This window comes from Conexibacter sp. SYSU D00693 (genome assembly GCF_017084525.1).
In the GTDB taxonomy this organism is placed as follows: Bacteria; Actinomycetota; Thermoleophilia; order Solirubrobacterales; family Solirubrobacteraceae; genus Baekduia.
Genome location: NZ_CP070950.1, coordinates 2630754 through 2643740 on the forward strand (window position 1 = coordinate 2630754; position 12987 = coordinate 2643740).

At 76.5% G+C, this 12987-nt stretch carries 11 protein-coding genes and 1 pseudogene; all 12 read right to left on the reverse strand.

Annotated features, from left to right (window positions below; all coding sequences use genetic code 11):
* Positions 1 to 64 precede the first annotated feature (64 nt).
* A complete protein-coding gene (locus tag JUB12_RS13060) occupies positions 65 to 754 on the reverse strand; it encodes an endonuclease domain-containing protein (RefSeq protein ID WP_241004256.1) in 690 nt (229 codons plus the stop codon).
* A 45-nt stretch (positions 755 to 799) separates the two neighbouring features.
* Positions 800 to 937, reverse strand: a pseudogene (locus JUB12_RS22355) (type IV toxin-antitoxin system AbiEi family antitoxin domain-containing protein); the annotation flags it as partial.
* Between the two features lie 148 nt (positions 938 to 1085).
* On the reverse strand, positions 1086 to 1703 hold the full coding sequence (locus JUB12_RS13065; protein WP_241004257.1) for a response regulator transcription factor: 618 nt from the start codon (positions 1701 to 1703) through the stop codon (positions 1086 to 1088).
* Positions 1700 to 2824, reverse strand: coding sequence for a sensor histidine kinase (locus JUB12_RS13070; RefSeq protein WP_205695865.1), 1125 nt, complete (start codon positions 2822 to 2824; stop codon positions 1700 to 1702). Before JUB12_RS13070 ends, JUB12_RS13065 begins: the two co-directional genes overlap by 4 nt.
* A gap of 60 nt (positions 2825 to 2884) precedes the next feature.
* On the reverse strand, positions 2885 to 4297 hold the full coding sequence (locus tag JUB12_RS13075; protein WP_205695866.1) for an MlaD family protein: 1413 nt from the start codon (positions 4295 to 4297) through the stop codon (positions 2885 to 2887).
* A 3-nt stretch (positions 4298 to 4300) separates the two neighbouring features.
* Positions 4301 to 5590 (reverse strand): MlaD family protein, encoded by a 1290-nt coding sequence (locus JUB12_RS13080; protein WP_205695867.1) that lies wholly within the window; start codon positions 5588 to 5590, stop codon positions 4301 to 4303.
* The gene (locus tag JUB12_RS13085) at positions 5590 to 7125 is read right to left on the reverse strand and encodes an MlaD family protein (RefSeq protein ID WP_205695868.1); all 1536 of its coding nucleotides are present in this window, start codon (positions 7123 to 7125) and stop codon (positions 5590 to 5592) included. Before JUB12_RS13085 ends, JUB12_RS13080 begins: the two co-directional genes overlap by 1 nt.
* Complete coding sequence (locus tag JUB12_RS13090; protein WP_205695869.1) at positions 7122 to 8528, reverse strand: MlaD family protein; 1407 nt, start codon at positions 8526 to 8528, stop codon at positions 7122 to 7124. Before JUB12_RS13090 ends, JUB12_RS13085 begins: the two co-directional genes overlap by 4 nt.
* Complete coding sequence (locus JUB12_RS13095; protein WP_205695870.1) at positions 8525 to 9988, reverse strand: MlaD family protein; 1464 nt, start codon at positions 9986 to 9988, stop codon at positions 8525 to 8527. The genes JUB12_RS13090 and JUB12_RS13095 overlap by 4 nt, the downstream gene beginning before the upstream one ends.
* The gene (locus tag JUB12_RS13100; protein WP_205695871.1) at positions 9985 to 11301 is read right to left on the reverse strand and encodes an MlaD family protein; all 1317 of its coding nucleotides are present in this window, start codon (positions 11299 to 11301) and stop codon (positions 9985 to 9987) included. Before JUB12_RS13100 ends, JUB12_RS13095 begins: the two co-directional genes overlap by 4 nt.
* A 2-nt stretch (positions 11302 to 11303) precedes the next feature.
* Positions 11304 to 12101, reverse strand: a complete 798-nt coding sequence (locus JUB12_RS13105; protein ID WP_205695872.1) for an ABC transporter permease — start codon at positions 12099 to 12101, stop codon at positions 11304 to 11306.
* Positions 12098 to 12928: an MlaE family ABC transporter permease gene (locus JUB12_RS13110; protein WP_371822236.1), complete on the reverse strand. Its 831-nt coding sequence runs from the start codon at positions 12926 to 12928 to the stop codon at positions 12098 to 12100. Before JUB12_RS13110 ends, JUB12_RS13105 begins: the two co-directional genes overlap by 4 nt.
* Positions 12929 to 12987: the final 59 nt, after the last annotated feature.

The window sequence follows — 12987 nt, forward strand, 5'->3', positions numbered from 1 at the left end:
AGGGCTACGGCGGCCAGGACCCCCCGGGCGGGGGGAGCGGCGGGGACGATGGAGGGGTCGGCGCTCAGTGGGCCGGAAGGTGGAGGGCTGCGCGGAGGGCGGCCACCACGCGCCCCGGGTGCTCGTGGACCTGCGCGTGGGTGATGCGGATGGTGCGCCAGCCCTTGGTGGCGGCAGCGAGGTCGCGGTCGTGGTCGCGCTGCCACTGGCGCTGGTTGCCGTGGAAGGTCCAGCTGTCGGCCTCGACCAGGAGCTGGTGGTCGGGCCAGGCGAGGTCGGCGTGGTGTCGTGGGCCGATGCGGTGCTGGGAGGTCGGCTCGGGCAGGCCTGCTTGGCGGCAGAGGGCCTTGAGCGCGCGCTCCAGTGCGGAGTGCTCGCGGTCGGCGAGGCGCTGCAGGAGGGCAGTGAGGGAGGCCGCCCCCGTACGTCCCTGGAGGGGCTGTCGGCGCAGGCGGTCGACGTCGAGGACCTTGCGGTGCAGGGCCTCGTGGGCGACGTCCAGGACCCGCCACTGGTCGAGGGTCTCGGCGAGGTCGACGATCGTGCGGGTCGGGGTGGTGGTGCGGATCCCCTGCTTGGACATGACGTCCCCGGGCGGGAGGTCGCGCGGTTGGTGGACGACGATCCCGGGGCGGGGCTTGAGGCGCGAGGTCTTGGAGATCTCGACGTCGATCGCCCGGTCAGGCATCAGGCCGTGCAGCGCGGCGGCCGAGACGTGGCTGAGCACCCCGCCGGTGGCCAGGACCGCCGCCACCCACCGACCATGAGGCGAGAGCCTGCTCGCGGTCGTGTAGACGCCGGCATGCACCCGGCGAAGCCATCCACGACGCAGCGCCGTTCGGATGTCTGTCCGCGACCACCCAGCCGCCACCAACTGGGCGGCCGAGACGACGTCGAACTGGGCCACAAGAAGAGGTGCCGCACGTCTTGGGTCCATATGACCCAGTAGGTGCGGCACCTCCGAACTTCGCCCCCCCGAAGCCCCGAACCGCCCCGCGCGCCCGGCGACGGACGCGACCTTCCCCTCCTCAATGCGAACCAGCCAGCGCTTCGCACCCCGCCCAACGCCCGAGCGGAACGCCAGCTCAGGCCAGCAGCCCCAGCCGCTGCGCCCGCTGCACCGCCTGCGCCCGGTTGCGCACCCCGAGCTTGCGGTACAGCGCGCTGGCGTACTCCTTGACGGTGTGCGGCGACAGGTGGAGCGTCGAGGCGATCTCGCCGTTGGTGGCACCGCCCGCCAGGAGGTCCAGGACCTGCTGCTCGCGATCGCTCAGCGGCGGGCCCCCGGCGGGCTCCAGCGGCTCGAAGACCGTCATCCCGAGCCCGACCATCCGGACGGCGTCGGCGATGTCGGCGGCGGGCCAGTCCTTGGGGACGAAGCCGGCGGCGCCGGCGGCGCGGGCGGCCGTGGCCGAGATGCGGCCGGCGCCGGAGATCAGCAGGACCGCGGTCGAGGGGCTCACGCGGCGCAGGCGCTCGCAGAGCTCGGCGCCGGACTCCTGGCCGACGAAGAGGTCGACGAGGGCGGCGTGGGGCTCGAAGCGGCGGGCGAGGGCCTCGGCCTCGTCGCCGGTGCGGGCGCTGAGGCAGCGCTCGACCCACGGCTGCTCGCCGAGCATGACGCGAAAGCCCCAGTGGACGACGTCGTGGTCGTCGACGACGAGGACGCGCAGCTTGCGGCCGGTGTCGACGGGCGCGGTCACAGGGTCCCTCCCACGGGCGCGACGAGGCGGACCTGCCACCAGCCGTCGGGGCGCGGGCCGAACTCGACCAGGCCGCCGACCTCGAGCGCCGAGAAGGCGGCGAGGCGCAGGCCCATGCCGGGCGGGGCGGACCGGTCGGCGTCGCGGACGCCGTCGTTGGCGACCTCGAGGACGAAGGCGTCGTCGCGGCGGCCGGCGGACACGCGCAGGACCGTCGGCGACGCGTGCTTGAGCGCGTTGCTCACGGCCTCGGCGAGCACGGTCTGCGCGAGCGCTTCGAGCCCCGGCGGCACCGCGCTCGCGTCGCCCGTCACCTCGACGGCGACGCCGGGATGCGCGCCGTGCAGCCGGTCGAGCTCCTCGGCGAGCGTCCCGCTGACGGGTCGGACGCCGCGGCCCAGCGGCCGGGCCAGCGCGGCGCGCAGCTCGGTCAGCGCCGCCTGGACCTCCTCGGCGCAGCGCACCCGCTCGGCGGCGGGCAGGTCCTCGCCACCGGCGGCCAGCGCCAGCGACACCCCGAAGAGCCGCTGGATGACGTGGTCGTGGACGTCGCGCGCGAGGTCGATGCGCTCCTGCAGCGTGCGCGCCTTGCTCTGCTGGTCGGTCGCGATGCGCGCCGTCGACGCAAGCGCCGCGGTCTTGCCCAGCGTCCACAGGCGGTGGCGCGTCTCGGCCGACAGCGGCGGGGCGCCCGCCACGCGCTGGCCGACGACGACGCCGAGCAGCAGGCCCCGGGCGCACATCGGCACGCACAGCAGCGGCCCCTCGTCGGCCTCGGGCAGGAACGCCTCGGGCAGCTGGCCGGCGAACGGGGGCTCCGCGTCGATGACCGTGTCCTCGAGCAGCGACTGGCGCGCCAGCCACATCGACTCGAGGCCGACCGGCACGTCGACGTAGTCCTCGTAGGGCATCCCATGCCCGCCGACGACGCGCACGCGGCGGCGGCCCGGGTCGTAGCGGAAGACGAGCGCGCGGCGCATCTCCGACGTGCGACACACGGCCTCCGCGAGCCGCCCGTAGAACGCCGGTCCCTCGCCGCCGTCCTCGACCTGGTCGAGCAGCTCGACGAAGGCCTCGAGGACCTGGACCTGGTCCGGCGCCGGTGTCGCGGAGACGTCCACCAGGTCCCGAGCATGACGGGCGCGCGCCGGCCTTGCACGCGTTCCCCCCGATCGTCGGGGCTACGGGTCGCGCTCCACGTGCGGGAAGCGCGCGGGCTTCGAGCCCGCGATCGAGAACGGCTCCTGCTGGAGGCAGGGCGGCCCACCCGGGCTCAGCAGCGGCAGCGACGGGTTGCGCGCGTGCGAGCAGTCGAAGGCCCTGAGCCGCCCGTCGAGCATGTCGGCCATCCCGCCCGGGCGGAGGTAGGGGTTGTCGCGGTGAGCGCCGTCGGCCTTGGCCACGCCGTACAGCGAGTCACCCGACACGTTGAGGATCCCGCGCAGGATGTGCGTCCGCGTGCCGTCGGCCTGCGGGTAGCTGGCCTGTGAGATCGCCCCGCTGTTGGCCAGCGCCGCGACGGCGTCCTCCCGGTAGGCGTCGAGCGTCCTGATGAGCGGGACGAGCTCCTGGCCCGCCGGGTCCAGCACGCCCATCACCGGCTTGGCCGCGTCGACGACCCGCGACAGCGCCGGCAGCCCCGCCCGCGCCAGGCGCATCGTCCGCCCGAGCGCCACGAGCGCCCCGCCGAGCTGCGGCGCCAGCGTCCGCGCGCGGCGCAGCGCCGGCGCGAGGTCCGGGGCGACCGGCCGCAGCGTGCGCAGCGCCGCCGTCGCGTCCGGGGTGGCCGACTCCACGTCGCCCGAGAAGCGCCGCAGCTCGACGAGCGTCGCCGGCAGCTCGCGCACCGTCGCGGTGAGCGACCGGTCACGGCGCGCCGTCTCGCGCAGCAGCGCGCGGCCCTGCGTCGCGATCGCCCGTGCGTCCGCCGCCCGGTCGCCCACCGCCCGCAGCGTCGTGCCGACGTCGCGGACGAGCCCCTGCACCGCGCCGCGCTGGCGGTCCAGCGCGTCGACCAGCTTCCGGAGGTCCTCCATCGCCAGCGGTGCACGGCCGAGCGCCGCGCCCACTCCCGGCCCGCGGTCCTCGAGCGTGTCGCCGAGCCCCTCGAGGAACTGCGCGAGGTCGCGCCGCGTGCGCCGGTCGAACGCCGACAGCACCCGGTCGAGGCCCTGCGCCTCCTCGACGTTGGCCGACGAGAGCCGCCCGCCCTCGGGGATCATCCGGCCGCCCTTCGTGCCGGGCGTGAGCTCGAGGTAGCTCTCCCCCAGCAGCGTCTTGGAGCGCACGATCGCCTTCGCGTCGGCCGGCAGCGGGGCGTAGCGCGCCTCGAGCTCGACCTCGGCGTCGACCGCGCCCTCGCGGGTGACCACGGACTTGACCTTGCCGACGCGCACCCCGGCGATCCGCGCCTCGGCGTTCGGGAAGAGGTTCGACGCCTCCGGCCCGAACTGCACCTGCACCCGGTAGCCCTGCGCGCCGAACGGCACCGACCCGCCGAACGACCGCCAGACGAACAGGGTGAAGACGAAGACCGAGATCGCGAAGGCGATCGCGGCGAAGAGGGCGGAGCGGCTGGCGGGGCGGTGGCGCATGGCTCAGGGCCCCGGGCAGATCGGCTGGAGGTCGAAGAACGCGTCGGCGGCCTCCTCGAGGCCCTCCTCGGCGGCGAGCGTCTCGCACGAGACGAGCAGCAGCCCGCGCCAGGCGGGCCCGTGCGCGTCCTGCGTCGCCACGAAGGACCCGGAGTTGTGGGCCATCCACGCGAGCCAGAACAGGTAGCCCTCGTCGTCGCCCGGCGGGTTGAAGGCCAGCGCGTTGGCCGTCCTGCCCAGCACGCGGAACGCGCTCGCGAGGTCGGGCGTGACGGTGGCGAGGTCCTTCGTCGGCCCCTGCAGCGCGCGGGCCAGCGGCCGGGCCTCGCGCACGAACGGCCGCACCTGCGCGCGGACGGTCCGGGGCGCGTCACGGACCACCGGCGCGAGTGCCCGCAGCGCCTCGGGCAGTCGGGCGGCGGCCGGGCGCAGGTCGCGCAGCGCCGGGCGCAGCCGGTCGGTCAGGTCACCCAGGCGGTCCAGCGACCGCCGCGTCGCGCGCAGCGTCCCCGGCAGGTCCCGGACCGACCCGCGCAGCGACCGCTCCTCGGCGGCCAGCGCGCCGAGCGTCCGGTCGGCCGTCGCGACGAGCCCCGCGAGCCGGCGGTCGTGCGCGCCCGTCTCGCGCAGGAGGACCGACAGCTCGTGCACCAGGCCGCGCAGCGCCACCCGGCGGCGCTTGAGCGCGCCCGTCAGCTCGGCGAGCTGGGACGCGGTCGGGCGCAGCGTGGCCAACGTGCGCCGCAGGTCCTCCCCGCGGTCGCGCAGCCCGCGGTCGCCCTCGGCGAGCAGCACGCGCAGGAACTGGCGCGTGTCGGCGTCCAGCGCGGCGGTGAGGTCGTCGCTGTCGATCGGCTCGCTCGTGCGGGCCACGGGGATGCGCCCGCCGTCCTCCAGCGGCTGGTCGCGCGCGCGGCCCGGCGCGAGCTCGACCTGCAGGTCCTTGAGCGGCGTGCGCGGGACGAGCGCCGCGTGCGCGTCGGCGAACACGTGCGGCAGCTTGTCCGGGTCGATCTCCAGGTCCACGTCGGCGCGCCCGTCGCGCAGCCGGACGCCGGCGACCTGCCCGACCTTCACCCCCGCGACGTTGACCGGCTGCCCGAGCCCCGGCACGAGCCCGACCGACGCGGCGAACTCGGCCTTCACGGTGTAGCGGTCCTGGAACGGGACGCGCAGGCGCTGGTTGACGAGGATGTAGGCCGACGAGGCGGCCGAGAGCACGACGAGGACCCCGATGGCCACGACCCACCGGCCGTAGCGCGCGACCTGGCGCCTGAAGGCGAGCGGCAGCATCAGCGCCCGCTCCCCGCCGGCCGGGGCAGCAGCCTGCGCAGCGTCGCCGGGCGCAGCAGCCGCCGCAGCTCACCCCGCGACATCCGCGACGACGCGCGCTTGGGCGAGCGCAGCGTGCGCATCGGCGCCCCGCCGTCGGTGCGCGCCTGCAGGTCCGGCGCACGCTGGTCGGCGCATGGCTGGTCCTCGCGGTAGGGCGGGAGCCTCCCGGGTCCCAGCCACTGCGGACGCACGCCGAGGATGGGGTCCTCCACGCGGCCGGCGAGCGTCCCGAGCCCCGGGACCTTGCCCGTCGAGACGAGGTTCTCGCCGTCGGTCGAGAGCGTGTTGCGCACCCAGAAGCCGTTGGCGTCGAAGCCCGCCGACGAGGCGGCCATGCCGGGGAGGATGTGCGCGATGTCCTGCCAGACGGGGTCGCCCGTCGTCAGGCGCCCGTCCTGGAGCTCGGCCTCGAGCACCGGCAGCAGCCGCGTCTCGACGCACCGGGTCACCGGCGTCACGAGCGGGAAGAGCTCGCGCAGCTGGTCGGCCAGCCCGGGCAGGCGGCGGACCGGCGCGCGCAGGTCGTCGAGCAGGCCCGCGAGCTCCCGGGGCCCGCTGGCCGCCCGCAGCTGCTCGAGCAGCGCGGCGGTGTCGGGCAGGACACCCGGCGCGCGACGCAGGCCGGGGCGCAGGGCGGCGAGGGTGGCGTCGGCGTCCGGCAGCGCGGCCTCGACGCGGCGCAGGTCGGCCGGCGCGGCGCGCATCGTCGCCGCCAGCTCGCGGACCGTCCCGCGCAGCCCGTCGTCCTCGGCGGCCAGGGCGTTCGTCGTGCGGGCCAGGCCCTGCACGAGCGACGCGAGCTCCTCCCGGCGGCTCGCAAGCGCCCGCGCGGTGCGGGCCGCACCACGCACGAGCCGCGTCGCGTCCCCGGCCTCGGTGCCGCGCGCGGCCTCGGTGACGATCGCCCCGTCGCGCAGCGCATCGGCCAGCGGCGCGCCGGTGCCCGCCAGGTCCTGCGCGCCGCCGCCGGCCAGCGCGTCGTCGAGCTCGGCGATCGCACCCTCGAGGCTCGACCGCGCGGACCGGTCGAGCGTCCCCAGCACCTGGTCGGTCTGCACCGGCACCGCGGTCTGGGGCAGCGGGATGGTGTCGCCGTCCTCCAGCTCCTGCGCGCCGGGCGAGCCGGGCGACAGCTCGAGGTAGTAGCCGCCCTCGAGGAAGAGCCGCGGGCGGACACGGATCGTCGCGTCGCGGTGCACCGGCAGGCCGCCGTCGTCGAGCTCGAGCTCGAGCGTGCTGGCTGCGCCCGGGCCCTTGCGCACGCCGGTGACCTCGCCCACGTGGACGCCCGCGATGCGCACGGGCGTGCCGTCGCGCAGCCCGCTGGCCGTCTGGACCACCGCGCCGATGCGGTGGCCGTGCACGAACGGCAGGCGCTTGGTGAAGATGAGGTACGAGCCGAGCAGGAGCACGACCGCGCCGGCGACGCCCAGCGCGACGGGCGGCCCGGCGTGCCGGCTGTGGCGCCTGGGCGCGCGGCGCAGGAGGCTCATCGCCCGCCTCCCCGGACCTTCGTGTCGACCGTGTGCCCGGGCTGCAGCCCCTCCGGGTTGCCGAGCCGCAGGCCCGGCAGGAACGGCTCGTTGCCCGTCTCGCACTCCGTCGCGTCGTTGCGCGGCACGGGGTTGGCGTGCAGGTTGGGCGACGGCGACGCCTGGCGGAACAGCTGCGAGCGCAGGTCGAGGATCGGCAGGAAGTTCAGCCAGGGCGCCTGAGCGTCGCCGACGGCGAGGACCTCGGAGAGGTTGCGCGTCGAGACGCCGAGGACGTTGCAGTGCAGCTGCGCGGGCAGGACGACGTCGAGCGTCCCGTCGAGCGTGCGCACCGTCGTCGTCAACCGCCGGAGGGTGCGCGTGGTGTGCGGGTCGCGGGCCAGGGCGCGCAGGCGCCGCAGCGTCCCGTCCAGGCGCCGGCCGAACGCCGGGACCGCGGCCAGCGCCGGCGTGCCGTCGCGCAGCGCGCGGGTCAGCGCGCGGCCGGCGGGCCGCAGCTCGCGGGCGCCCGGGGCCAGGCCCTCCGCGACCGCGGCCGCGTCGCCCAGCGCGGGCGTCGCGCCGCGCACGGCGCGGGTCGCGGCGGCCGCCGCGCGCGGCAGCTCGACGAGGCCGCGGTCGAGCTGCGGTGCCGCCAGGCGCAGCGCCCGCGCGGTCCGCGCGCCGTCGCCGAGCCCGGCGGCGAGGTCGGCGGCGACCGGCGCCAGCGCGCGCGACGCGCCCGCCGCGCCGCGCACGAAGCCCCGCAGGTCGGCCCGCGGGCTCACGAGCGCGCGCAGCGTCCGCGACAGCGGCGGCAGGAGGCGCCGCGTGGTCAGCACCGTGTCGTTCAGCGCGCCGCCGCGGCCCGCCAGCGCGTCGCCGAGCCCGGAGACCGCCCGCTGGATCGCCCGCCGGGTGCGCGGCCCGAAGACGTCGAAGGCCTCGTCGAGCTGCACCCCGGCGATCGACTGGCGCAGCGGCAGGACGCCGCCGGTCGGCAGCTGCCGCGAGGACGTCCCGCGCACGAGGTCGACGAACTTCGCGCCGAGGATCGACCGCGGGCGGACCTGGACGGTCGAGTCGGCCGGCAGCCCGGCCTGGTCCTCCTCGAGCGCCAGCGTCAGCACGGCGTGGACGGGGCGCCCGCCGCGCGCGGGGACCGCCTCGACGGCCTTGACGATGCCGACGCGCGAGCCGCCGAGGCGCACCTCGCTGGATCCCGCCACGAGCTCGGCGGCGTCGCGGACCTCGGCGCGGACCTCGTAGGTCGGCACGAACGGCAGCCCGCGGCTGGCGTTGTAGCTCAGGACGACGGCGACGATCCCCGCCATGAGGAGGATCGCGCCGACGACGAACGGGCTGGCGGGCGTGGGCGGGCGACGGGTGCCGTCGCGCGGCGCCTGGCGGATCCAGCTGCTCATCGCCCCTGCCCCAGGAGGAGGTCGAGGAGGCGCTCGGCGCCCTTGACGACATCGCGCACCGGCTCGACGACCTGCGGCAGGGGCGTCGTCGGCGCGGGCGTCTGCGTCGTGGTCTGCGGGGTGGGCGTCGTGACGGGCGCGGGCGCGGCGGGCGGCGCGGCGGGCGCGGCCGGCCGGCGCGGGCGGTCGCCCCGGGGGCCACGGCGGCGGGCGCGCGAGCGCGTCTCGTGGTGCTCGCGCGTGTAGTTCGCGTCGCAGGCGGTCTTCGTCTCGTTCGCGAAGAGCCCGCAGGTGTTGATGACGACGCCCGACGGCAGCAGGTGCGACGTGCGGTCGAAGCGCGACGTCGCCGCCGCGGCGCGGTAGACGAAGGACAGGAGGTGGCGGATGACGTCCTGGTCGACGGCGCTGGCGAGCAGCCGTTCGAGCTCGTCGCCCGTCGGCACCGCCGCGGCCGCGAAGCGCCCGAGCCGTCCGGCCAGCGGCCGGGCGTCGCGCACCGCGGCGCGCCCGTCGCCCGCGGTGACCCCGAGCGAGCGCACCGCCGGGCCCGCCGCCCTGGCCGCGGGCGGGATCGCGGTGAGCAGCTGCGTCGCCGCGGGCGCGCCCTCGCGCAGCTCGTCGGCCAGCGGCCCGCCGGCCGTCGCGAGCCGGTCGACGCGGGCGAGCGCCGGCCGCAGCGCGGCCAGCAGCGGCGGCAGGCTGCGCACGCCCGCGCGCAGCTCCGCGCTCCGGCGCGCCGTCACCCGGGCCACCGCGCCCGCCTCGTCGACGAACGCGCCGATCCGCTGGGGGTCGCGGGCCAGCTCGCGCGTGAGGCGATGGGTCTGCGAGGTCGCGGCGAGCAGGTCATCGCGCTGGGCGTCGAGCGTCTCCACCGCCTGCTTGACCAGCCCGAGCGTCGGGTTGGCGCGCTGCAGCACCTCGTTGAGGTCCGGGCCGCGGGCCGCCGCGCCCGCGCCGAGGGTCGTGAGCAGCACCCGCAGGCGGTCGCGCACGGGGACCTCCCACACCTCGAAGAGGTCCGTGAGGTTCACCGGGACCGCGGTGCGTTCGAGCGCGACCGTCGGCACCTCGTCGCCGCGGCCGACCAGCGCCGCCGCCGACGGCGTCCCCGGGTCGCACTGCACGAAGTTCTCCGACAGCAGGCCCTCGGGCTGGATCTCGCAGCGGGCGTCCTCGCGGAACGGCCCGAAGCGCCCGTCGACGCGCAGCTGGATGCGCGCGCGGTGGTCCGGCGTCAGCACGACGTCCTGCACCTCGCCGACGCGCGCGCCCGCGACCTTCACGGTCTGGCCGGGGACGATGCCCTTCGCGGTGTCGAAGATCGCGTCGACGCGGTAGGAGCCCGTCGGCGGTCCGTCCTGCAGGTTCGTCTGCGCCTGCCCGCCGCCGGCGAGCACGAGCGCGCCGACGACCGCGGCGGCGAGCACCGGCGCGAGCCACGCGAGGCGCCTCACGGCCGGCGGTCCCCGGGCTCGCAGAGGTCCGGCAGCTCCCACGGGTTGGAGCCGTCGGCGGCGGGCGCCGCGCCCGCCCCCGGGCAGCGCTTGTCCATCCCGCGCTGGGGCACGAGCCCGGGCGGGTCGAGCCCCGGGAAGAGCGACAGCAGGCCCGACCCCACCGCGCCGCCCGCGGCGAGCTCGACCTTCACCGCGTGGCCGTTGGCGTCGTAGCCGGCGCCCGTCCCGCCGCCCAGGCCCTTGAGCAGCCCCGCGACGAGGTCCATCGAGTACGGCCGCAGGCCCGCGAAGATCGGGATGGACCGGCCGATGGCCTCGGTGGTCGAGCGCAGCGCGGGCACGCCGGCGCGCTCCAGCCCGGGGGCGCGGCGCAGCGTCGCGTCGACGCGCGGCAGCGTCGCGCGCAGCTGCGCCAGGACCGGCTCGGCGGCCGTCGCGGCCCCGGGCAGCGCGCCGAGGACCGCCGCCAGGCCGGGGGCCGCCGCCCGCAGGTCGCGCAGCGCGGGGCGCGCCCGGCGCAGCGTCTGCCCCGTGCGCCGCAGGGTCCGGCGCACCTGGCGCGCCGCGGCGGGGGCGGCCTGCAGCAGCTCGCCCGTCGCGCGGCGCTCGGCGGCCAGGGCCGTGAGCGTCCGCGCCGTCCCGCGCAGCGACGCGCGCAGCGCCTGGGGGTCGGCGGCGAGCGCGCGCGCGGCCTGCGAGCCGGCGCCGACCATCGCCGCGAACGCCTCGCCGTCGCGCGCGAGCTCGTCGGCCAGCGCCTGGACCTGCGCGACGGCCGGCTCGAGGTAGCCCAGCGCGCGGTTGGCGTCCTGGGCCGCGCCGTCGTCGAAGAGCCGCCCGCCGCTGCGCAGCACGGAGCGCAGCCGGTCGCGCGTGCGCGGGTCGATCGAGCTGAGGACGGCGTCGAGGTCGACGATGCCCCGTGTGCGGTCGAGGTCGAGCACCCCGCCGTCGTCGATCTCGGGCGCCGAGGCCGGTCCCGGGGCCAGGTCGACGTAGCGGTTGGCGATGCCTCCGAGGCCGACGGCGCGGATCGACGCGCGCGTGCCCTCGTGCAGCGGCGCGGCGTCGTCGTCGAGCTCGAGACGGACGTCGGCGACGCCGTCGTCGGCGAGGGTGATCGCCTTGATCGTCCCGACGGGCCGGCCCGCCACCTGCACCCGCCCGCCCTCGACGAGCTGGCCCGCGTCGCGGAAGCGGGCGGACACCTCGTACGTGCCGCCGCCCGACACCGTCGTGAGCACCACCGCCAGCACGACGACGAGCGCCGCGACGGCGAGCCCTCGGACGAGCAGGACCTCGCGCTCCACCCTCAGCCCCCGATCGGCGCGCGCGCGTTGCCGCCCCAGAAGAGCTGCGTGCCGAGCAGGCCGATGACGTGGATGCCGAGGATGTTGGCGACCATCGACTTCGCGGTCGCCGTCCCCACCCCCACCGGGCCTCCGGTGGCGTGGTAGCCGTAGTAGCAGCCGACGAGCACGACGAACGTCGCCATCCCCATGCCCTTGATCGCCGAGTACACGAGGTCGACGGGGTCCTGGAACTGCCAGAAGATCTGCAGGTAGCCGCCGGCGCTCACCTCCCCGATCTGCTGGACCACGGCGATGTACGAGCCGACGAAGCCGACGGCGATCGCCGCGAGGTAGACGAAGGGCAGGACGAGCCACATGCCCAGCAGGCGCGTCGAGCAGAGGAAGACCAGCGAGTCGAAGCCCATGACGTCGAGGGCGTCGATCTCGTCGGAGATCCGCATCGACCCGAGCTCGGCGACCATGCCGGTGCCGACCTTCGCGGCCATCATGTAGCCGAAGGCGTAGGGCGTGACCTCGCGCAGGTCGCACAGCGCGGTGAACGCGCCGACCGTCGAGGGCGAGCCGACCGCGCGTGAGCCGTACGCGCCCTCGATCCCGCACTGCAGGCCGAGGATGAAGACGAGGCCCAGGACGATGAGCACCGAGCCGACGACGAGGATGCCGGCCTGCCGCAACGCCTCGCCGAAGAACCGCAGGACCCGGCCCGTCGCGATGCCCGCGAGCACGCGCCCGGCGAAGCGCAGCACCCGGCCGAAGCCGGCGAAGCCGTCGCGCGCGCTGTCGGCGAGCGCCCTCACCGCACCGCCGACAGCTCGGGGTGGGTGGCCAGCAGCGTCTGGGTGAACACGTAGTTCACGGCGCCGATGCCCATGAAGGCGATGACGACCGCCTGGTTGACCGACCGCCCGACGCCCTCCGCCCCGCCGCTGGCCGTCAGGCCCTTGTAGCAGCAGACGATGGCGATGATGGCGCCGAAGATCGTCGTCTTGAGCAGCGAGCCCCAGAGCTCGGTGGTCGTCGCGTTCGTGAAGTACGTCGCCCAGAACGGGCCGAGCGGCGCGTCGTTGGCGAGGGTGACGAGCACGCCGCCGAGCGTCCCGAACATCAGCGCGTAGACGTTGAACATCCCCGTCGCGAGCATGAGCGCGAGGAAGCGCGGGACGACGAGCTCCTTGACCGGGTCGACGCCGAGCACGAGCAGCGCGTCGAGCTCCTCGCGGATCTTGCGCGCGCCGAGGTCGGCGGTCATCGCCGTCCCCGCGACGCCGGCCATGACGATCGCGCAGACCAGGGGCGCGAACTCGCGGACGACGGCGAGGACGAAGAGCCCGCCGAGCCGGTCGATGGCCCCGAAGATGTTCAGGAAGTTCGCGGCCTGGATCCCGGACGGCCCGTAGGTGAAGCAGATCGACGCGACGATCATCGGGAACCAGCACAGGCGCAGGGCGAAGAGGAACTGCTCGACGAACTCGGCGCCGTACGGGTAGGGCGGGCGCAGCGCGCTCGTCGCGGTGCGCGCAGCGAGCATCCCCATCGAGCCGATGGTCTCGACGAACCCGCGCAACGACGCGGCGCCGGACCCCGCCAGGGTCCTGGCCGCCGTGACCGGTCCTCCTCCCGTCACCCTCGGCGACGGTACAGCGCCGTACCCCGGCCGGGCAACCCACAACCGCGGGCGACGGT